Genomic DNA, 21,270 nt, shown 5'->3' with positions numbered 1-21,270 from the left:
TTGGCGTTTTTTGATGAAATATTTAAATCTAATTGGAATTACTTCGAAAAATGCGGATTTACAACGATAAGGATATGCATGGATTTATACAAGAAAAACAATGACGCAGCATTCCCAAAAATACGCTCAAACCATTGTCAGTATCGACTTTTAGTAAAATTGTATAAAACAACGTATAAATAATGTACCAATAGAAATGGCAGAAACATTGATTTAACAATATCTCTGCCCTTTTTGCTTCTTCCCAAATTTTTATTTGGGAACGTTATGTAGGTTTAGTTTGCATACTTTATATATCTTTGTTGCACTAAAAAGTAATCTGTTAGTTGAATAAGCATCTTCTTTTTATTTCAAATTATCTTTCTCTATTGAATTCATTATCATTATCAGCCGTATATTAAATAAACTAACGATTGGAGGTAAAAAAAATGAATCTCATTTTATGGATGACTGTTTTGTCTGGCACCTTTATCGCAATATTAGCTGATAATAGAAAATGCAAAAAGAAAATGTATTAAACTCTTTCATATCTATCTAATTTCTTATTGAATTCCTAAACCAATAATAATAAGCAGCAAAAGCAAGCACCCCACTCAAACGAATGGGGTGTATTGTTACCTAACTTTCATTTGGGAACGTTATTTCGTATGGAGATGTATGAAAAGGTTACGTTTAATTACTAACAGGGATATCTAGAGGCTCCATATCAGGAATAATTTGATATTGCCAAACTTTATCATCTTCGCCTAAATAAAAATAAGAGTACATGAAAGCTTTTTCATCAAAAAAATTGATATAAAGTTGTGCTTCAACATCGCCAGACTTAATCTCGTCAAAGGCTACTACTTCTAATTTCTGTTCATATTCATAATTAGCTTCTGAAGTTGCGTCATATAGCCAAGTTTCTGTGTTATCAACAACATCTGCAAGTTCTTCTTTACCAAAGCGTTCTCTTACCTCATCATAACTTAAACCAACTTCTGCATTTTCTTCAACAAATGATTTTGTAAGTACATCGTTTTTGGAAGAGCTATTTTCATCGGAACAAGCTACCAAAAGGCTCGTAATAAGAAGTAATCCTAAAATTTTTTTCATAGAGCTCACCTCATACTAATCAATTCAATAACAAAAGTTTACAGTTATTGTTAATTAAAGTGTAACATTATTACTCCTTGTTGAAGATAATTTAATAAAAATTCTTAAGGTGCTATTTTGTAATTTTAATTTAGTACCCAAAGTTTCATTTGGGAACGTTATTAAGTATGTAGCTGTATTTCTATACATTTAATTTTAATTAAACTAATTCGCTTACCTTTTGCTGGATTAAATATAAACTTTTTTCTACTGAAGTTTCAATATAACCGATAATTTGTTCAAAGGTAAATACATTTAAATCAGCCATAATTGCATCCATTTCATAGTTCATATCTTCGATTACATACTTAGATAACTTAACTAGGTTTTCTGTTTTAATTTCTTCGATTTCTATCAAATTTGAAGGCTGACCTAATAAGCTTATCAATTCATCTTTATAGCCATAATGTTCTATCAATTTAGCATTTAATACATGGAAATCTTTGTGGTACAAGTTCAAAACAATTGGATTTGATTCTATTCTATTTTTTAACCAAGGCAAATAAAAGCCACTTAGCCAAAATTCATCAGCAATTAGGTGTGCGTAATAGCCAAGTATATAAGGATTTGTTTGTTGATTCTCATATTTTAATCTAAATTTTTCATAGTCAATTTTACGAGTATATTCTTCATTTTTACCAACATAAAAATGCGAAGTTTCTTTGTCTGAAGTAGCATCAGCTGCAATTCCACCAAGTAAAAATTCAGTTTTATTATCTATTTTTAATTCATTGGCAATTTTATTAGCAATTATTAAATGCATTAATCTTGAACCCACATAATCACTCCCAGCTTCTTTTAAATATATAATATAATATCATATCATTTCCTAAAAATTACAATATATCAAAAGTTACCAAAGCGGTGTTTGGGCACTATCTTTAAATGCTTATCGCACAGAAACCTAGTTATTCTTTATTTACCTACTAAAACAAAGACATTTCCATCTGGTGCTTGCATTACAGCAACATGACCACCTAAAGAATTAGGAAAAGGAGTACGAATCCACTGTACTTTAGCATTTGATTTTAATATTTGGTAAGTCTTCCGAACGTCTTCAACGACAATCTCTGTTTCGGCAAAATTCAAATTGGGATTGTTCTTTAATACTAATTCTGAAAGCTTAACTTGAGATTATTATATATCAATTTTAACATGATAAATTACCAGATATTATATCTTTTAAATCAATAGTATTACCTGTAATCCCCAATCGTTGAACAGGTGTTTTCATGGTTCGGTTTGATTTAATTTTAAAAGTTAAGATAATAACAAAAAAGAGACACAAATTCATATGCGAATTGTGTCTCTAATTACTATATCCGAACCCGTTATGCAGCTCATTGTATTTTTTACTATTAAATTTCGTACTCTATTACTACTTCCTTACTATTACTGATGTTTGGTGATGGTTGAGAATTGTAAACTCGTGAATACGGTGGTACGGAATGTGTCATCCAAATATTACTTCCTAAAACGGTATCATGCCCAATAGTTGTTTTTCCACCTAAAATCGTTGCACCGGCATAAATTACGACATTATCTTCAATGTTTGGATGACGCTTGATGCCTTTAATTGGGTTGCCGTTTTCATCCATTGGGAAACTTAATGCACCTAATGTTACCCCTTGATAAATCTTCACATTGTTACCAATAGAGCAAGTTTCCCCTATAACTACCCCTGTTCCATGATCAATGAAGAAGGAGTGCCCGATTGTTGCACCTGGGTGAATATCAATTCCCGTTAACTCATGAGCATACTCAGACATCACTCGCGGAACTATCGTTACATTCATTTTGTAAATTTCATGTGCAATACGGTGTATAAATACTGCCCGAACAGATGGATAGCTCAACATAATTTCTTCTGTTGACGTAGCAGCCGGATCTCCATTATAGGCAGCCTGAATATCTGTTTGGATCGTCTCACGGATTTGTGGAAAAGAATCGATTAAATTCATGACTACTTTATCTGCTTTTTCGCGGCATTGGCCATCACAGTTATCAAAGTTTTGATAAACTAGCACGGTTTCAATAATGTCACGTAAATCTAAAGCGGATTTCCGCAAATTATTATTAACATTCATTAAAGTACGTGTCTCATCTACTGTACCTTGGTTATAAATAGCCGGGAAAAAAATCTCATAAAAACTATCTAAAATTTCATGTATTTTATCTCGCCCAGTAAAGCCAATAGATTTTTCTATTTCTATATGTTTTTTGTTATATTCGATTAGCTCAGTAGCAATTGACGAAGTTTTATTGTTTAACCAATCTTCAATTTTCATCATTTAAAACTCCTTATCCTTTTTATTCTTTCATCTTATATGCGATTATACTACACACATTTAGAAGGGGCGAACTTTCTTTTTCGTTTCCGGTAATAGACTGTGTTTAATCCCGTAATACCAGGTCTGGAATCACTTTTATGTATATCAGTTCACCCATTATTTCTACAATCGTTTGGGTAATAATGACTGCAGCGACTAATAGGCCAACTTCACTAGGCAATGCAAGCGCTAACGGTAATACAACAAGGGAATTACGTGTGGATCCTCTAAAAATTAATGACCGGGTAGTCGGTACATCCAAGGACAGCCATTTACCAACTGTTTTTGAAATAAACGGCATTATGACCATAAATGCTATATAAATCGGAATCACTTTTCCAATCCAGTAAAATGAGCCAGATAGCTTACTAATTTGTGAAGCAACAACAACGAAAAGCGTTATGGCCATAAAAGGGACCGGTAACCACCCCGATAATTGAATTAATCTACTCCCAACCTTAGCATTAATACCCCATTTTTGTATGATAATAGCTACTATTAACGGCACTACGATTAATCCGAAAAAGGCTTTAGCAAATGGTGTAGTTTCTATTAGATTTACAGCTTCCCTTCCTATAAATAACCATAAGTATAAAGGTAAAAGAAGCATTTGTGAAATGAAAAGAAACGGTGTCGCAGTTAAAATTGCTTTTTAATTTCCTCGGCCAATCGCTGTAAAAACAATCACATAATCAATGCACGGCGTTAACAAAACTAGGTACAGACCTAATAAAAGCGATGGATAATCTGGTACTAATTGAGATAACAACCACACAACGATTGGCACGGCTATGTAATTTAAAATACAAAGCACCGCTTACACATATCATTATCACTATTATTTGATAAAATAAAGGAAGAGAATTTCGATACGTAAAAGGAAGTTATAGCATGTTAACAAATGAAATTGCAAAAAAAGCGAATGTTCATCCTAATACCGTGCGACTGTATGAAAAGTGGGGCTATATATCCCCTGTTTCTAGAAAACAAAATGGCTATAGAATCTATACTGAAATACATTTGAAGCAAATGTATATCGCCCGGCTGGCATTCAATCAGGAATTTATTCAAAATAATTTACGCAAAATGGCGACTAACATTGTACGGCTTAGTGGACAAGGCAATTTTAAGGAAAGTCGGAAAGCAGCACTTACCTATCTCCAGTTTTTACAGTCCGAGTATGGTTACGCTAAAAAGGCTATTCAAATTTCTACTAATATTCTGCACAGTAATACTAACTCACCTTTAATTTATACACATAAAATGGTGGCAAATCATCTACAGTTAACGGAAGAGACGATTCGGAATTGGGAGCGCAACGGTTTGTTTAAAGTGAAGCGCGATACAAAAAACCGCAGACAATACACGGAAGAAGATGTACAAAAGCTGCTCATTATTCGAACACTTCGAAGTGCTCACTTTTCAATAACGAGTATTCTCCACTTATTTCAGGATATTGAAGCACTGGAACAAGGGGCTGATATTCATACGCTTTTAAACACACCTAAATTTAAAAATGAGTTTTATCATGTTACCGATGAGTTAGAGCTCAATTTAAAACAAGCGATGAAAGATGTGTGCAGCATTATTGACATACTGGAGCAGCTCAGTAAAGACTAAAGACCATCCATGTAAATTTTACATAAATGGTCTTTCATTTTATAGTAATTTTGAAGGGGCTTTTTGATTAACTAACATTGTTAGTTCATGCATCGCTCGAGTTGTTGCAATATATAAAAGTCCTTGATCAAAGTCTGTTGCATATCGCTCTGCATCGACAAACGGCACTATAACATGATCAAATTCCAAACCTTTCGCATATTGAATCGTCGTTAAGAGAACACCCGTTTCAAACTTCTCCGTATGTCCATCCAAAATATGAAAGGGTAATTTTATCCGTTCTTGTATAAAATGTAAATCAGCTTCTGTTTTGCAAATAATCGCCGTAGTTTTCCAATTAGTTGATAGCTTTTCGTGCAAAAATACCATCATGTCCTCGATTGAATTATAAAAGATTTCATCCGGCTCTTTCCCATGCCTTGCAATTGGATGAATTTCTCCAGTACGCATAAATTTCTTTGCATACATGCCAATCTCATATGAAGAACGGTATGTTGTTGTCAGTTCAACATACTCCAATTTTGGTAAAATCGCCTGAAATGCTTCTTTAGATATCGTTTCATAAGGAAGTAATGCCTGGCTAAAGTCGCCAATAATTGTTCGCTTACATTCAAAGACCTTAGCCAACACCGCATATTGAATCGGGGTATAATCTTGCATTTCATCCAATACGAAATGCTGTACTAATTCGTATGTTTTGATCCCTTTAAAATAAAGCTGAACATAAAGATAAGGATATACATCATTAAATTCAAAGTTTTTCTTGGCAAACTTAAACGCATTTTCGTCTAATGCTTTAATAAACACTTTATAAATTTCAAATGGATTTTTATACAAAAGTCGTTTTGTTAACCGTTTTTTAATTTCACTTTTACTTGGTAACTTTCCTTCCCCACCTCTTTTCGACTTTAACACTTGAATAATATCATCGACCATTAACTCAATCCTCGTAACGACGGGCTCATTGCGATACTGATTGAAACGCTGCTGTAAATAGTCGGCTTCAAATATGACATCAGCAATGGAAATTGCTTCATTTTTTAAGAGCCTGCTATTTAAATCCGATAAAAAATTCTGAAGTCGCTTAACAAATGCATAATTGGCTTTTTGCTTTGCCCTCTGTGCTAATGGTCCAGTCGGGTTTGATAGTATTTCCTTCATCTCAGTTTCAAAAGGTGTAAAAGTTACTGCTGCAGGTAATAAATTCACCGTTAACTCATCAATCGTAAATGAGCGAATCGGCTGTTCGCCAAGCTCTGGTAAGACAGAAGAAATATAGTCACCAAACACTTTATTCGGTGACAATATAAATATTCGTTCTGCTCGTAATGTATCGCGGTACTTATATAAATAATAGGCGATACGGTGAAGAGCAACAGCCGTTTTTCCCGAACCAGCAACCCCTTGAATAATCATGTTATAGGCCGATTCGTTACGGACAATTTTGTTCTGCTCACGCTGGATCGAAGTAACAATTGTTTTCATCCTGTCGTTTGCCTGCTCATTTAACGTTTGCTGTAATACTTCATCTTGAATTGTTAATGAGCTGTCGATTACATACTGAATTTGTGAGTTTTCAATTTTGATTTGACGTTTATTTATTATATTCCCATCAAAACGTCGCTCCATTGCTTCATAGTATGCTTGTCCTAGTTCAAATTCATAGTACATATTGCAAACTGGTGCGCGCCAATCATAAATTAAATTCGTTCCTTCGTCATCCCTAAAACCATAGCGTCCAATATAAAACGGTTCTGCATCTTCCATGGACTCACCTTCATATACAAAGTCAAAGCGGCCAAAATAAGGTGAATAAATTAGCTTCTTTACTTGCTCGAGCTCCATAACTTGAGCATAACCTTGCTTATCAATCATGCTCAATGTTTGTTGGTAGTCGTACACTTCAAATTTATCAAGTTCACTTTTATAATCAATCATATATTTTTGTAAATCTTTAAAGCTTTTATCCTGTACCTTTACTTCATTATTTAACTTTTGGTAAGCCTTATTTAAGCTAGATAATGTATCATTAAAATACGGCAGTTCTTTTTCTTTCATTAGCAATACCCCCATTTTTCACACAGTGCCATCTAGTATATCAACATACTTCTGGCTGGTGTCTAAGTGGAGGGTTTATTATTATAAAAGATGTCTGCACTTGACTATCAGCTGCTGAATAGTTCTAATATCCAGCCGAATCTTCTAATATATTTTAAAAAGTGCTAATATACTTTCTGTTTTCTAATATACTTGTTCGAAGTGCTAATAAACTGCTGAAATGTTCAAATATCACTCAGAAATGTGCTAATATCCAGACCAAAGTTTCTAATATAAGAGCTAAATATTCTAATAAAATCTCGGATGGTGAGCACCTTTCACTTATAGAGACTTGAAAACGAAAAAAGAAGGCCTGTCCGAAATCGAATTTCCGGTAGCCTCCTTGTTCTATTCCATAATTGTTTTATGCGCATCAAGTATAAATTGAATTTCTTTCGTTATTTTAAAATCCTTTACACCATCCGTTGCGTATAAAATATCACGTTTTGCATTTTCCTTGTCACCAAGCATAAATTGGCACAGCGCACGCACTGCAAAAGCACGGTACATAATAGCCAAATCGATAGGATGCTGATTCCTACCAAGAATTTTGATATCCTTTAAATAAGTTAATGCTTCTTCATATCGACCGAGCATGTAATAAGCATACGCGTATTCCCCATTAAAGAAGAAATCTGCATCATAATAAATGTCTTCTGGTATATCAACTCGTTCGAATCGGGTTGCGATTGTTTTTTCATAATCCTTTTCAATTTGATTTGTATAGGTCAGTGTAAGGATCTGCTCCATCACGGTTTCAGCAGGCTCTTCCATGATCTCGACAAAGGCGCGCATCTTTTTCAAATAATAAAATGCCTTTTCTCCTTCTTCTTTTGAACAGTGAATAAAAAATAAAAATCGGTAAAATTCATTTAACCGGTAAAAGATTTTTTTCTCCTTAGAAAGAATAAAGGCCTTTTCAATATAGTGCTCAACCTGAGCGTCATCATTTATCGCTGCAGACATCACCGTTATATTATAGTATAAATCTAATTTTTCTATGTCATCAATTAAGTCCCCGTATTTCTCAATATACTTCTCCCCTTCAAATAAATAGTGAAGAGCTTCCGTATAATTCCGGTCCAAAAACTTAATACCTGCCATTCGATCAAATATAGTTAAAATTTTTGAATAAGCATGTACTTGTTCATACATTTGAACCAATTTTGCAAAAGGCTTTTCTGATAAATCTATCTTTGCATGGTATCGCATTGATAAATAAGCATCATAAATACGAACTTCTTCAAAGGTCGTCCCCTTTAAACTGCCATTTTCAACAAATGGCAAAATCGTATCATACAATTCAATCACTTTTTCGTTAAATTTCTTTTCATTATATTCTTTAAAAAGAGCTAAGCGCTTTTTTTCAACATCCTGGTAAAGTTCTTTAATTTGGTGATGATTCTCTGTTTGCATAAGCTCTGACACGTCAATATTTAGCTGCTTTGCAATATGTTGCAGACTTTCCATGGATGGTTGGGCTTTCCCATTTTCAATTAAGCTTAGCATCCCTTTTGTAATTCGGTCCCCTGCTACTTGTGCAAGTGTCATTTTCCGCTCTTTTCGAAGTTCTTTTATTTTAGCTCCAATATTTAACACAACCTCACCTCATACAATACATTTTAACAAACCATATAACAAAATGAAAATAATTTAAATAAAATTAAACAAATATAACAGAAATTTTAAAAAATGATTTTATTTTTTTAAATTAAATTAAACTTTTATATTGCAAAAAGAAAATCCATCTCATATAATAAGTTTAATAAAATTAAACAAAGGGGTTTTGAAAATGACGGAGCAATTAAAATTAAAAAAAGCAACCTATAATTTATACACTTTTTTTATTAGTAAAATGATTGGTTCACTTGGAGGAAGTGTTTACAGCTTTGGATTAAGTATGTATATCTTATCGTTAACTGGATCTTCATTAAGCTTTGCGACAGTAATTGTTTTGAGTTTTTTGCCACGCATTATTTTATCACCGGTTGCGGGAGTTCTTGGAGATCGCTTACCACGAAAATGGCTCGTACTTGGGGGGCAAGCTGGTGTTATTTTGTCAATAAGTACTTTATTGCTTTACACACATGAATTCGGTTTATCATTACCGGCCATTTATATTACGATTTTCTTTAACGGTATTTTCCTGACATTTTCAAGTGTTTCGTTTTCCGCATCAATTGCGAATATGGTTGATGAGGCTAGACTTCAAAGGGCAATGAGCTTCAACCAGTTATCCTACTCAATTTCGGGCATTGCTGGTCCAATTTTAGGTGGCGTATTATTCGGGTTTGTTTCAATGGAAATGTTTTTAATAATCTTTATTGGTGCTGCTATTATTACACTAACTTTGGAATCGACAATGAATTTTACTCTTTATAAGAAAGAGCGTACGACGACAGAAGAATCACCAAAAGAATCGATGTTGGAAAGTTTGAAATCAGGCTTCCGTTATGTAAACAAAAAGCCGATTATTAAAGCAATTTTATGGACAGCACTTTGGCTAAATTTATTTTTCACTGCAATTAACGTTGGTGGAGATTTCATTTTATTAACAATCCTTCATTTAGATCCAAAGTTAATCGGTCTGACAGAAGCAGGCGCAGCAGTAGGAGTATTCGTTACATCGATCTATTTTGCTTCTCGCTCAAATGTTAAATTCCCTTTATTAATCGTTAAACGCTCAACTTTTGCAATGTCTGTTGTCGTAATTGCAGCAGCATTACCGCTTATTATTCAGTTTTCAACTATGATGAATTTCATTTATTATTTCATCATTATGCTCTTATTTGGTTCACTTGGGGTAATTACAAACACTCCAATTGGTGTTATTATGCAAACTTCAATTGATGAGGAATACCGAGGACGTGTATTTGGCATTATCGAGATGATGGCTACTGCCGCTATGCCAATCGGTACACTTGGATTTGGAATATTATATGACATCATTCCAGCACAATATATTTTACTATTCAGCGGAACGGTTTTAATTGCAATTGTTTTAATTCTATTACGACGTTCAATTATTGAAATGGCCCACCCTGAGTTAAAAGCAGAAAGAGTAGAAGTGGAAGCAGTACCAGAGTAAGAACTAAATTAATGATAAAATAAGATTATTTTATTATTGCTTACTATAATCAAATAATAATTTTATAAAATTAGAGCTACTTTTTTAAGTAGTTCTTTTTATATTTTTGCTAAAAAATATAAAAATTTGATATTTTTATGTTTAATCTGTATAATATTACCATGAATTGATTCATTTTTTTAAGGAGCTGAGCTTAAACATGAAAATTACTAGTTATTATGTTGCTAACATTACTAAAAAAAATGAATTTCAGGAATTACTGTTAAACAACAAATTTTTAGCTGTGCAATTGGAAGATTATAAACACGGGTATGCTTTTTATTATCAGTTGGTTTTTAATTTATATACTTTTTTAACGACGGATAGTGAAAAGTTATTAATGGATGATACTATTCGTTTAGACTATCCCTTTCAATCTTATATACATGAATTAATGATCAAGCAAACTGAACTTCTTAAGGTCAAACAGATAAAAAGTAATAATCATTTAATCTGTTTATTAATCGCCATTAACATTAAAAATAATTTAAAATCTGATCTACATAAAATTTCAAATGATATGGGTCTACAGTCTGAGTTGCCCCTTGAAATCATTAACTTTTATGTAAACACTCTTAATGACACACCAGAAGAACATACGGTCAATCAGATTCATAGACAATTTTTAAATCGATTAAAGGAACAAGTGTTAGTCAGTACTTATTTCAATAAAATTATTAAAGATTCTATAGATTATTCAAAACGTTATTACAATCTACTGTTAAAGGAGTTTTAACATGTATAACTCTACCAATTCAATATTGGAAAATAACGAATATTTCTCTATCGAGTATTCTTTAAAGACGAGTATAAAACAATTCAAAACGTATTATGCTAAAAAGCAATTTGATGAAGCCTTTGAACAACTTCAGTTTATATTATCCATCATTGAAAGATGCGATAATCAAGTGCTTATTACAGAAGCATTAATTTGCTGCGTTAAATTTGCCTCTATTATATCGACCATTCCGCAAAGCGACATATTTATTCAATCTATTATTGCTTCTATAAACCCTGATAACAGTCCTCAAAATCTATCGATGTGCTACTATTTATTAAGTATCCGGTCTCTTGAAGTCAAAAATGTTACTGAAGCTATTCAATATGCTAAAAGTGCATATTTCCATGCAATGGAAATTCCTGGTGACCGATTATTTTATGAATGTAATGCACAGTTGCAACTTGTTACCTCTTTATTGGAAAATGATGACATTACCCATGCCGAAAAATATATTGAACAATTTAACTGGTATATAGAAAATTGTAAAAATGATGCCGATATTGTCTTTGTCCATACAATACAAGCAAGCAAAAATTTTTTACAACAAAATTTTGAAATGGCTGTTTTCTCGATGATGTCCTTATTAAAAAAATTTAATGAATCCAATGAAGTTATGTACACATCATTTTTAGCACGGCATTTTTACCGTATTATTAGCAAACATCCCGATTCGAAAATACTTTTTAAAGATTTGATAGTTCTTTGTGAGAAAATAATTAATCGCCAAAATCAATTTTTGCCTATGGATTTAAATATCACCCAGCATGTTGTTATATATAATTCCAAGCAGTTTTACGGACGCGCGATTGAAATTGTTGATTTGCATGAGGATCAAACGGCCACTCTTGTCATGTCAAAATATAAACTAAAAAGTGGAATGAATTTTAATAGATTGTTGAATATCATAAATTTTGAAACAAGAGGAAATCAACTGATGATCTATCCATATTGCGATGAAAAATTTTTAGTGATCACAACGGAATCCTTTAAAAAGCATCTTGAAACGAATATGCTTTCCAAAAATAATGTTTCACTTATTGCTTCTGTTACGAATACTCCAAAAAATAATTTTTATGAACTGTATAATGAACTTAACTTAAAAATAATAAGCCAAACCTAATCCCTAAGAAGAGGCTGGTACAAAACGAAAACTATCTATTTTTTCAAAGAAAAAATAGATAGTTTTCTGCTTCTGCCAGAATTGATTTCCGTTACGGGGACGCTTTCCGGGGGCACGGCCTGAGCCTGTAGTCTCAGGCGTCGGTGCTCCTGCGGTTACTCGTCGCAAAATAAATTTTGCTGTTCCCCCAGGAGTCGCCCCTTCACTCCAATCAATTCATCTAATATCAATTTCTTAATAATAGTATTTCCCTTTTACAAAGAAATTTCTACTATGTCCCAGGCTCTTTTTACAGGCAATTTATTCTATTAGCGAGATTCCTTTGGTGGTTGGCATACTTCGCATTTTTGCTGTTTGTTTTCTTTAAACTTTTTCCATGGCTTTTGGAACGTGTTCCCGCAAGCGCACTCGAAATCTAGCTTTTGTGAAAACCCTTGGAATTCTGTTGATAATAATTTTGTATCTGTATTCTTTTCTACGTATTCACGAATTGAATGGATTGTCCATTTCTTTGACATTATTTACACCTCCACAAGCTCTTTATTATAGCATGAAAGTATCAGTTTGCCTTTAATTAAATAGCCAATCGAAGACAAAGCCAATACCTTTAAAGGCAAAATATAAAAAAAGTATGCCCAATACAACAAAGCCTAAGCAGCTAAATATCCCAGAGAATAAAAACAACTTAATATTTGGCCCTTTACGATTTCCCCATTCCTCTTTCTTATCACTCATCACATAATTGATGGTGTCACAGTGAGGACATTTTTTAAAATATGTCCGTTTACGTTGCTTCTTACCATTAAATATTTGAATTTCGGATGAAAATTGATCCGTTGCAAAATCAATAGTAAACGGTTCATGACAATTGCTACAATTAACATTAACCTTTTTAGCCTCCATTTTAACAACTCCTTACGTTACCTTTTCCATTCTACCTTGTCTGCTGAGCTAGAAAAGTTAATCCCGATTAAATAAATACTTTCTGGAATCTGCTTCTATGCGACGTTCGCAATCATCGCAGGAAAACTTCCTTTGGCGATTTTCTTTATATTGTTGGTATTTTTTAGTACCTTCCACTAATTTATATAATTTACTGCAATAACGGCAAGTTGTTTCATAATAAAACATATCGAACTCATTCCTTTCAATAAAATCACACTTTTTATTATAGTTCAAAACAAAAAACCTATTGCGGTATTTTCGCAATAGGTTTCAATTTATGATTTTAAGACTTTTACTGTGACTTTTTTACGGCCCCATTGGTTAGCATTCGATTTCTTATTCATAAAGAGATCGATTTTGTTTCCTTTAATTGCTCCGCCAATGTCACCGGCAACAGCAATTCCGTAACCTTCAACCCATACTTTAGAACCGAGTGGAATGATTTTTGGATCTACGGCAATAACTTTTAAGGCCGGATTTTTACGTAAATTCAACCCTGTTTTAGTTATACCTGAACAGCCTTTACAGTATGCTGTGTAAGCAGTAGCTGTCATTTTAATAGTCTTTTTCACATTCGATGGATCAGTTGCTGATTTTTTAGTGTCCTTTTTTACAGCCTTTTTATTTTGGATATGGCTAGGTAACTTAATGACTTGTTTTATTTGAATTTGAGTTGTCTCTAAATCGTTTAGCTTCATAAGCTCCTTCACCGTTGTATCATATTTCTTAGCAAGTACTGTTAAGTTCTCGCCTTTTTTAATTGTATGTGTAGCAGCCTGTGACGTTCCAACAAAAATAAATGTACTTGCGATCATAACCGCAAATAATGATAATACTTTCTTGATCATACTTGAATATTTCCCTCCAGATAGTTGTCGTGAATAATCTTTTTGAATCAACTTTACTAGCATAACCGCGAAATATTTCAGTTAGATGACATCTCGGCACCACAGACATTACAATTTGATTACAGGGAGTCGATTTTTGTCGACTAATTATTACGAATAACTGAAAAAATCGATTTTTTAATACCCAACTGTATTTTTTATTTATCTGTAAAAAAATAGACACAATTTAAACGAGACTATATTTGCTCGATTTAATATTTTCAATCTCGAAACACCATAGTTCTTCTATAATTTGCCTTTATCAATTAAAAAAATAATAAAAAATTACCAATATCACTATATAAACCTAGTTATTCAAACTACCTTACCTAATTCTTTTGTGCTAAGATACTTTTTGTTTTGATAATCTAAATGAAAGAGTGAAGTTTTTGTCACATAATACAAAAGAATTAAGTTTATTTAAGTTAACTTGGCCATTATTTTTAGAGTTATTTCTGTTTATGCTCATGGGTTTGGCTGATACGTTCATGTTAAGTGCTGTATCTGATGATGCAGTTGCCGGGGTAGGAACAGCGAATCAATATATTCAAATTGCCATCCTATTATTAGGTGTGATTGGTACGGGAGCTTCAATAGTTGTTTCTCAATATTTAGGCTCTCGCTTACTGGCTGAAGCATCGAAAATTGCTGCTTTATCTGTATCACTTAATTTAATAGTTGGCCTTATAATAAGTGGATTGTTTATATTATTTTCAGATGCAATTATGAAAATGATGAATTTACAAGGTGCAGTATTGGAATCTGCACAGAACTATTTAGTAATTGTTGGGGGCTTTATATTTGTTCAAGCATTAATTACTTCCATGTCGTCCATCATTCGTGTTCAAGGCTGGACGAAACAAACGATGTATGTATCTCTTGGAATGAATGTAGTGCACGTAATTTTAAACTATATTTTGATTTTCGGTAAATTCGGTATACCAGAGCTTGGTGTAGAAGGTGCCGCTATTTCTTCGGTTATCAGTCGTGTATTAGCAGCAATCGTATTTTTCTGGCTTTTATATCAGGCATTAGAAGTCCGCATTGAACTGGCTGACTACTATCGTCTGTCCAAGAACTATATTTCGAAAATATTAAAAATCGGTATTCCATCTGCCCTTGAGCAGGTTCTTTATCAAACAAACCAAATAGTCCTTCTCTTTTTCGTGACTTTTTTAGGTGCGGAGGCATTGTCGGCGCGTCAATATGCCGTCAATATTTCCATGTTCACTTATCTTTTCGCATTAGCAATTGGTATGGGAACGGCCATTATCGTTGGACGTTCTGTAGGAGCAGGCGAAAAAGATCTTGCCTATAAAAATGTTTGGTTTAGTGTAAAATCTGCGCTAATTTTCACTTTGGCAATGGTAGCGATTATCACAATATTTAGAGAACCCCTCATGCGGATCTTTACAGATAACGAAGAAATTGTCCGTATAGGAGCGAGTGTCTTACTATTAAGTGTCTTATTGGAAACAGGACGCACAATAAATATTACTATTATTAACTCTTTACGTGCTTCAGGTGATGCTTCTTATCCAGTTCGAGTAGGATTTATTTCCATGATCGTGATCGGTTTATCGCTTGGCTATTTCTTTGTATTCGTACTGGATTTAGGACTTGTCGGTGTATGGCTTGCGATTGCCTGTGATGAATGGATTCGTGCCGTCTTAATGATTTTCCGTTGGCGCAGTCGAAAATGGGAACGCTATGCCATAGTGGAACAACAATACGATGTGCCTCAGCCCATTACAAAGCCGGAAGCAGTTCAAACTTCTTAAGAGGATAACACCTCACCACATTTTTAATAAAACAGAAAAAGAGAAATTGCACTGTTGAAGTGCAATTTCTCTTTTTACGTGAACTGGAACTACTCATGCTCCAGCTTTAGTCTATTTTGATGTTTCTTCTGTTGTTTCTTCAGCTGTTTCATTTTCTTGATCTTCTGTCTCTACTTGTCCTTCTTGCTCTTCTAGTAGTTCTGCCGCTTCTTTTTCAGCTGCTTCTTCCGCTGCAAGACGTTTCGCTTCTTCTGCTGCTTTTTTGGCAGCTTCTTCGATCGGTTTATTGACAACTCCTAGGCACCATACAAATTCTTCCCAAGCCATGTTCCAGCCTTTGAATACTTCTTCCGAGTCATCCCATTTTACAGAATAAGCTATACCGTCTTCTGTTTTAATAATGGACAACGTTAAATCCGCTCCAACACGGTCGCTTACTAGTTTGATTTTTCCTTCTTCATCAAATCGTTCGTCGATATTATCCTTCTCTGTAAATGCACGGCTTTGAGCAATTTCAAGTAATGTATTGCTATGAACTCGATATTTGTTTTTTTGCATGTATTTTCCCAACTTCCATCTTTTAATTCTTTACTTTAACTATATTACAACGTTTCTAAAAAATTATCGCGATTTTTTTCAGAATAAGCGCTTTTTATTATATTATCACAAAATCCTATGCTTAAACACTACTGATTGCATAAAACAGAACGTATATTCCTATATTAATCTAAAAACCCCGTGAAGTGTTTAAACTTCACGGGATAAAGGATTATTTAATAATACATGCCGCTATTTCTTTTTTCAGCTATTTCATAGGCTAGCTGGATAATGGATTTCGATAATTCGGCATATGTGACTTCTTTTTTCGGCAAGAACATCGATTGATCTGACTTTTGTAGGCCAAGTGCATTGGAAAGTGCAACATATCCAATTTTATCTGGATCTACATCAGCAGCATCTTTTATCGGTAATTGATAAATATCGCGATGCTTAGCTGCCTGTTCAAGTCCTAGTGTACGGATAAACCATACAGCTAGTTGCTCGTTTGTTACCTTTTGATCAATATTTAGTTCATCTTCATTAGGATTTAAAATACCTATACGAGTCGCATTTTCCACTACTTTATAGTATGGATGTTCTGCATCAATTTGTTCAAATGATACAGGAGGCTGCTCCTGGCGATACATATAATAGTCTTCATAGAAATAAGTTATCGATTTAGTAATCATATTTAATGCTTGTCCTTGTGTAATTGCAACATCAGCATTAAATGTTTTCGCATCCTTCACCTCAATAGCACCTGCTTGAATTAAATAATTTAATTCTCTTTCGGCTGTCGGATGACTAACTTTCTCTTTTTCCAATTGTTCATACTGATTAATAATTTGTCCGCTGTTTGCATCGAGCTGATAGTAATCTTGCCCTTTTACTGTCGGGAAATAGACAAGCTCATATTTCCCATCTTCATTTTGCAGGCGGTTATACACTAACTTAACGTCCAATGCTTCTGTAAATATCTTTTTCGCTTCATCATTCGAAATTTTTGCTTCAGCACTTGGCCATTCTTCAATATTTAATGGGTAACGGTAGAAGGATTTCAATTTTCCTTCGTCATCAATAGCTACTGATACGTTATCTCCATTTACAATCAAGCCATTTTTAATGCGTGGGAAACTCACATGATGCACTTGTGATTCTTTATCATATGAAGGATCGGTATTTGCCTTCGCATACTCATGTACAGTAGTTGGAGCAAGTTCCTTCACATATTTTTCTGCTAATTCCATTACTTTCTCTTTACTCAATTTCGGTGTCGTATTTTTTGGTGCCTCTTCTTCATCAAACGAAATCGGACCAAAGAAATCAGAATATGAAACTAGTTCACCTGTATTTTTATTAAACTCTATCGATGAACCATGTGAACCGTTTCTATATCGATATGAGTATGAAACACTGATAACTGCCTGATCATTTGATTCATATTCATATGCATGATCGATCGTAAATTTAGTAGTGTTTTCCTGTTGATCAACTAATTGTTTTGCAATTGCTTTCGCCTCTTCAATTGTAATCGGTGAAGGAGTCTTTAATTGGTTTGGTGCAAGTGGCTGCAATGTAGCATTACTCTGTAGTGAATCAACCTTACCTGAATACGTTGCCCACTGATTCGAAGTTGCATGTAGCCCAATCACATTCGGTGCCGGTAAATAAACCAATTTCACAGAAGGCTTTGATGAATACGGAAAATAGTCAATTGTATACTGAAGGCTTAAATTTAATTGCTCCTTCATTTTGTTAATAGCCGCTTCTTTAGAAATAATATTTTTTGATTCTTCAAATGACATTCTTTTTGGCATTGAATTTTGGTAGAAAGATTGAATTTTGCCATCACCTAAAACACTTACCATCATAGATTGGTCTGGAATTGGTATATTATTTTCGTTTGGAGTAAAAGAAAATGAGTACGTAATTGGTTCTGTAATTAATCTACTGCCGTAATAATAGCTAGGCACATTATTCGATAAACTGTAATTGCCCGAAGTAGAAACCTTTTTAACGAAATCTTCAGCTATTTTACTTGCCTGATCTTCCGTTATTTTCCCAGGAAATAACGCATCTTTTAAATTTGCAGGATTGAAATAAAACTGTTCTATTTCAAGGTTGTCCCCTTTGAAAGTTACACTTCCACCCTCTGTTTGTTTATTTACTTTTTTATTGAACATTAGCTCATAGCGGATTGTTAAATCGTCTGCATAATGGTGACTCATCGATGACATTTGAAAATCATTGTTAGAGTATGTACTAAACATCTCCGGCAATTTCGTTTTCAAAATTTGAATAAGCTGCTCTTTCGTTACCTGTTCATCAGTCACGGCCACATATATTGGCACACGTTCCTCTTGTATTCCGACAGAAGCTTCTGTAATGCCCGGACTTGCAAGTAATCCTAATGATACAATTGACATACTTAAAGCGGTTGTCCATTTTTTCATTTAAAATTCCTCCTTTGTTTTTCTCTATATTATACGCTTAAAATATGGGAATAGTTTCAATATATTGAATAAATTATAAATTCCATCTTTTATCCTATCGTATAATCTATGCCATTGTATTCCTTAATAAGTCATGTTAGAATTTTTCAGAGGTGAATTACGTGAGTATTGTTACAGCTGGATTGTTAATATCTTTTTCTGGCATTATTGTTGTATGTTTAGGTCTATTTGATGTAATTCCCAATTCTACACAAACTTTGAATTATGTATTTATAGGAATCGGCTGGGTATTTATTTTATTAGGGATTGTAGTGAGGATTGTTGGAATGAAGCTAGAGAAAAAAATAAAGTGAAAAATTCCGAGTACCAATAATTATGTACTCGGGATTTTTTTATTCGTCATTCACCAATTGGTATTCGGCCATACGAGCGGTTGCACGCCAGTAATGATATATCAGACGGTCTATCCATAGTAAAGCATCAACCTTTGACACTGCTAAATCCAATTGAGTTTCATTTGCTACCGAGCGTTCAAAATATAGAATGCGTTTTTCACGACGTTCTTGCGCTACTTTTTGAGATGTCTCCTCTAAAATGATTGAAATATCCATCAACTTTTCGTCTTCGCTTAGCCTCTTGTTGATAATGGACAGCATTTCCTGCCAATCTAGCATCAATTTTTCTTGTAAATAAAATGCTTCTACATTTTGCTTTTCACGCAAAACTTTTATTAAACGGTGTAAATGATCGAGTGTATGTAAAATTGAGATTAGCTTTAGATGTTCACGTTTTGAGGTGACAAGAATGCTGTCAAGAAACTTCCGGGTAATTTCGAGAGCTTCTTCAACTTTTAGTATTTTTTTTTCATATTCCATCGTCACTTTTTTGGAATCCATTAATAATTGCTGTGCAGTTGTAAGTTCTACCATGATATCACGCATCGTTTTAAACGATACTTCTATTGCTACAGATGGCATTTCTTTTAAACTATCATCCAAATCCTGCGTCAATACGTTTTCACGCTCAGGTACCAGCTTTATTAATAAATTGGCAAAGGGCTGAATTAGCGGAATAAAGATTAATGCGCCCAATAAACTGAATAGCGTATGGAAAATTGCAATACCTAATGTTTGGTCAAATTCTCCTGAAATAAGAACAGTCAGCCATTTCGTAAATTGAACAAAATAAGTGAATATAATTGTTACAACGAATGCAGTAATAACGTTAAACAATAAATGTGTAATGGCTGTACGCTTGGCAGAAACAGAAGCTCCTATAGCTGCGAATAAAGCCGTTGCTGTTGTTCCAATGTTTTGCCCAATAACTAAATATGCAGCCTGTTCAAAGTCTATCGCACCTGCAAAAAGGGCTGTCAAGGTAGCCGCCATAGCAGCGCTTGATGCTTGCATAATAACGGTCATAACAATACCAATTATGATGAGCAGAAAAATGGAAATGAATGAATCTGCCGGAATCGAGTCAAAGGCAATTAAATCCTGGGCAGAGCCCATCCCTTGCTGAAGTGTATCAATCCCTAAAAACAGTAAACCAAAACCAGCAACAACATTCCCGAACCGCTTCACATCCTGAGGTGCGATTAATGACATAAATACACCGATACCGATAATTGGTAAGGCCATAGTTTGCAAACTAATTTTAAAACCGATAAGCGAAATTAGCCAACCGGTACTCGTACTTCCTATATTAGCCCCTATTATGACACCAATTGATTGAATGAACGTTAGCAAACCTGCACTTACAAATCCAATCGTCAATAATGTTGTAGCTGTCGAGGATTGAATGAGCATAGTCATGACTGCACCGGACACTACTGCACTAATACGGCCCTTTGTAAATGTATTAAGCCATCTTTTTAAAGCATCCCCAGCAATTTCCTTCAGTCCGTTGGTTAGCATTGTCATTCCGAGTAAAAATAAACCGACACCGCCAAAAATCGTAAGCATTCTATCACCACCAAATTGAAGTCCTCATTAAAAAGTAATCGTAACACTTAATACCCGAAAGATTAAGAATTATTTTGCAATTTGGTTCAAACCGTAAGTTGGGACTGACAAAATTGAAAAAATAAGATTTCCTAAAGAAGTACGTTCTGCTGCGCTACGGGGAAAACGTTGAAGCAAGTATTTTGGCGACTCACCCTTCGCTCCAAATCACTCTGCTTTGGCATAAAGCGAATTTCTGCAAAAATAAAGATAATAAAACATAGCATTTCCGCTCTCTGCCGACTCGCGATAGCGCAAGCGGCTTGATTGGGTGTTTTACTTCACTTTATAACGTGGGAAAAATTTTGGGATTGGTGGGCCTCGCAAACGGCAATAAAGGCAGTGATAAAAGACACGTATCACGTGGCTATAGCGCTGTCTTGCCGTAGCCCACCAATCAAGTGAAATTTTATTGGAAAACCTTACCTATGTTATCGTAATTATCCCACAAT

At 34.0% G+C, this 21,270-nt stretch carries 19 protein-coding genes and 1 pseudogene; 6 read left to right on the top strand and 14 right to left on the bottom strand.

Going from position 1 to position 21,270, the window contains the following annotated elements; all coding sequences use genetic code 11:
- Nucleotides 1–672: 672 nt before the first annotated feature.
- From MHH95_RS11100 to MHH95_RS11075, 6 genes and pseudogenes are all read right to left on the bottom strand, one after another.
- Nucleotides 673–1,095 carry a PhoU family transcriptional regulator gene (locus MHH95_RS11100; RefSeq protein ID WP_340727599.1) on the bottom strand — a complete coding sequence of 141 codons (423 nt, stop codon included), beginning with the start codon at nt 1,093–1,095 and terminating at the stop codon, nt 673–675.
- Nucleotides 1,096–1,294: 199 nt separating this feature from the next.
- Entirely contained in the window at nt 1,295–1,912 is a 618-nt protein-coding gene (locus tag MHH95_RS11095; protein WP_340727598.1) for a zinc dependent phospholipase C family protein, read from the bottom strand.
- 137 nt (nt 1,913–2,049) lie between these two features.
- Nucleotides 2,050–2,253: pseudogene (locus tag MHH95_RS11090) on the bottom strand (VOC family protein); the annotation flags it as partial.
- Between the two features lie 239 nt (nt 2,254–2,492).
- The gene (gene epsC, locus MHH95_RS11085) at nt 2,493–3,422 is read right to left on the bottom strand and encodes a serine O-acetyltransferase EpsC (RefSeq protein WP_340727597.1); all 930 of its coding nucleotides are present in this window, start codon (nt 3,420–3,422) and stop codon (nt 2,493–2,495) included.
- A 106-nt stretch (nt 3,423–3,528) separates the two neighbouring features.
- The gene (locus MHH95_RS11080) at nt 3,529–4,074 is read right to left on the bottom strand and encodes a hypothetical protein (protein WP_340727596.1); all 546 of its coding nucleotides are present in this window, start codon (nt 4,072–4,074) and stop codon (nt 3,529–3,531) included.
- A 42-nt stretch (nt 4,075–4,116) separates the two neighbouring features.
- Nucleotides 4,117–4,278, bottom strand: a complete 162-nt coding sequence (locus MHH95_RS11075; protein WP_340727595.1) for a hypothetical protein — start codon at nt 4,276–4,278, stop codon at nt 4,117–4,119.
- 77 nt (nt 4,279–4,355) lie between these two features.
- Between MHH95_RS11075 and MHH95_RS11070 the strand changes: the two genes are divergently transcribed.
- The gene (locus MHH95_RS11070) at nt 4,356–5,084 is read left to right on the top strand and encodes a MerR family transcriptional regulator (protein WP_340727594.1); all 729 of its coding nucleotides are present in this window, start codon (nt 4,356–4,358) and stop codon (nt 5,082–5,084) included.
- 39 nt (nt 5,085–5,123) lie between these two features.
- Here MHH95_RS11070 and MHH95_RS11065 read toward each other — a convergent pair whose 3' ends face one another.
- Nucleotides 5,124–7,142: a HelD family protein gene (locus MHH95_RS11065; protein ID WP_340727593.1), complete on the bottom strand. Its 2,019-nt coding sequence runs from the start codon at nt 7,140–7,142 to the stop codon at nt 5,124–5,126.
- A gap of 387 nt (nt 7,143–7,529) precedes the next feature.
- Entirely contained in the window at nt 7,530–8,780 is a 1,251-nt protein-coding gene (locus tag MHH95_RS11060; protein ID WP_340727592.1) for a helix-turn-helix domain-containing protein, read from the bottom strand.
- 193 nt (nt 8,781–8,973) lie between these two features.
- Here MHH95_RS11060 and MHH95_RS11055 point away from each other — a divergent pair, with 193 nt between their 5' ends.
- The 3 genes from MHH95_RS11055 (at nt 8,974) to MHH95_RS11045 (ending at nt 12,209) form a co-directional block, all read left to right on the top strand.
- Complete coding sequence (locus tag MHH95_RS11055) at nt 8,974–10,269, top strand: MFS transporter (RefSeq protein ID WP_340727591.1); 1,296 nt, start codon at nt 8,974–8,976, stop codon at nt 10,267–10,269.
- Nucleotides 10,270–10,468: 199 nt separating this feature from the next.
- On the top strand, nt 10,469–11,044 hold the full coding sequence (locus MHH95_RS11050) for a hypothetical protein (protein WP_340727590.1): 576 nt from the start codon (nt 10,469–10,471) through the stop codon (nt 11,042–11,044).
- 25 nt (nt 11,045–11,069) lie between these two features.
- Entirely contained in the window at nt 11,070–12,209 is a 1,140-nt protein-coding gene (locus tag MHH95_RS11045) for a hypothetical protein (protein ID WP_340727589.1), read from the top strand.
- A gap of 308 nt (nt 12,210–12,517) precedes the next feature.
- Here the strand turns inward: MHH95_RS11045 and MHH95_RS11040 are convergent, their stop codons facing one another.
- The 3 genes from MHH95_RS11040 to MHH95_RS11030 all read right to left on the bottom strand — a co-directional run bounded on the left by MHH95_RS11040 (nt 12,518) and on the right by MHH95_RS11030 (nt 14,002).
- Nucleotides 12,518–12,727, bottom strand: coding sequence for a hypothetical protein (locus MHH95_RS11040; protein WP_191699325.1), 210 nt, complete (start codon nt 12,725–12,727; stop codon nt 12,518–12,520).
- A gap of 52 nt (nt 12,728–12,779) precedes the next feature.
- The gene (locus MHH95_RS11035; protein WP_340727588.1) at nt 12,780–13,112 is read right to left on the bottom strand and encodes a redox protein; all 333 of its coding nucleotides are present in this window, start codon (nt 13,110–13,112) and stop codon (nt 12,780–12,782) included.
- 317 nt (nt 13,113–13,429) lie between these two features.
- Nucleotides 13,430–14,002 (bottom strand): 3D domain-containing protein, encoded by a 573-nt coding sequence (locus MHH95_RS11030; RefSeq protein WP_340728751.1) that lies wholly within the window; start codon nt 14,000–14,002, stop codon nt 13,430–13,432.
- A 428-nt stretch (nt 14,003–14,430) separates the two neighbouring features.
- On the opposite strand from MHH95_RS11030, the gene MHH95_RS11025 reads away from it, so the two are divergent.
- Nucleotides 14,431–15,822: an MATE family efflux transporter gene (locus MHH95_RS11025; protein WP_340727587.1), complete on the top strand. Its 1,392-nt coding sequence runs from the start codon at nt 14,431–14,433 to the stop codon at nt 15,820–15,822.
- Nucleotides 15,823–15,933: 111 nt separating this feature from the next.
- Here the strand turns inward: MHH95_RS11025 and MHH95_RS11020 are convergent, their stop codons facing one another.
- Together MHH95_RS11020 and MHH95_RS11015 are read right to left on the bottom strand one after the other, a co-directional pair.
- Entirely contained in the window at nt 15,934–16,380 is a 447-nt protein-coding gene (locus MHH95_RS11020; RefSeq protein ID WP_340727586.1) for a homoserine dehydrogenase, read from the bottom strand.
- A 215-nt stretch (nt 16,381–16,595) separates the two neighbouring features.
- Complete coding sequence (locus MHH95_RS11015; RefSeq protein WP_340727585.1) at nt 16,596–18,815, bottom strand: YcdB/YcdC domain-containing protein; 2,220 nt, start codon at nt 18,813–18,815, stop codon at nt 16,596–16,598.
- Between the two features lie 161 nt (nt 18,816–18,976).
- On the opposite strand from MHH95_RS11015, the gene MHH95_RS11010 reads away from it, so the two are divergent.
- Entirely contained in the window at nt 18,977–19,168 is a 192-nt protein-coding gene (locus MHH95_RS11010; RefSeq protein WP_191699330.1) for a hypothetical protein, read from the top strand.
- Between the two features lie 39 nt (nt 19,169–19,207).
- Here the strand turns inward: MHH95_RS11010 and MHH95_RS11005 are convergent, their stop codons facing one another.
- Nucleotides 19,208–20,779: a Na/Pi cotransporter family protein gene (locus MHH95_RS11005; protein ID WP_340727584.1), complete on the bottom strand. Its 1,572-nt coding sequence runs from the start codon at nt 20,777–20,779 to the stop codon at nt 19,208–19,210.
- Between the last annotated feature and the right edge of the window lie 491 nt (nt 20,780–21,270).

The organism is Solibacillus sp. FSL K6-4121, assembly GCF_038002585.1.
Lineage (GTDB): Bacteria > Bacillota > Bacilli > Bacillales_A > Planococcaceae > Solibacillus > Solibacillus faecavium.
The sequence above is the reverse complement of the archived record's forward strand: the minus strand, read 5'-3'. Positions and strand labels throughout refer to the sequence as shown.

What these genes read in the sequence shown, in the direction of transcription:
- MHH95_RS11055 (WP_340727591.1), top strand. Translation starts at nt 8,974, where the DNA reads ATGACGGAGCAATTAAAATTAAAAAAAGCAACCTATAATTTATACACT.
- MHH95_RS11040 (WP_191699325.1), bottom strand. Translation starts at nt 12,727, where the DNA reads ATGTCAAAGAAATGGACAATCCATTCAATTCGTGAATACGTAGAAAAG.
- MHH95_RS11070 (WP_340727594.1), top strand. Translation starts at nt 4,356, where the DNA reads ATGTTAACAAATGAAATTGCAAAAAAAGCGAATGTTCATCCTAATACC.
- MHH95_RS11005 (WP_340727584.1), bottom strand. Translation starts at nt 20,779, where the DNA reads ATGCTTACGATTTTTGGCGGTGTCGGTTTATTTTTACTCGGAATGACA.
- MHH95_RS11030 (WP_340728751.1), bottom strand. Translation starts at nt 14,002, where the DNA reads ATGATCAAGAAAGTATTATCATTATTTGCGGTTATGATCGCAAGTACA.
- MHH95_RS11020 (WP_340727586.1), bottom strand. Translation starts at nt 16,380, where the DNA reads ATGCAAAAAAACAAATATCGAGTTCATAGCAATACATTACTTGAAATT.
- MHH95_RS11100 (WP_340727599.1), bottom strand. Translation starts at nt 1,095, where the DNA reads ATGAAAAAAATTTTAGGATTACTTCTTATTACGAGCCTTTTGGTAGCT.
- epsC (WP_340727597.1), bottom strand. Translation starts at nt 3,422, where the DNA reads ATGAAAATTGAAGATTGGTTAAACAATAAAACTTCGTCAATTGCTACT.
- MHH95_RS11065 (WP_340727593.1), bottom strand. Translation starts at nt 7,142, where the DNA reads ATGAAAGAAAAAGAACTGCCGTATTTTAATGATACATTATCTAGCTTA.
- MHH95_RS11035 (WP_340727588.1), bottom strand. Translation starts at nt 13,112, where the DNA reads ATGGAGGCTAAAAAGGTTAATGTTAATTGTAGCAATTGTCATGAACCG.
- MHH95_RS11080 (WP_340727596.1), bottom strand. Translation starts at nt 4,074, where the DNA reads ATGCTTCTTTTACCTTTATACTTATGGTTATTTATAGGAAGGGAAGCT.
- MHH95_RS11050 (WP_340727590.1), top strand. Translation starts at nt 10,469, where the DNA reads ATGAAAATTACTAGTTATTATGTTGCTAACATTACTAAAAAAAATGAA.
- MHH95_RS11015 (WP_340727585.1), bottom strand. Translation starts at nt 18,815, where the DNA reads ATGAAAAAATGGACAACCGCTTTAAGTATGTCAATTGTATCATTAGGA.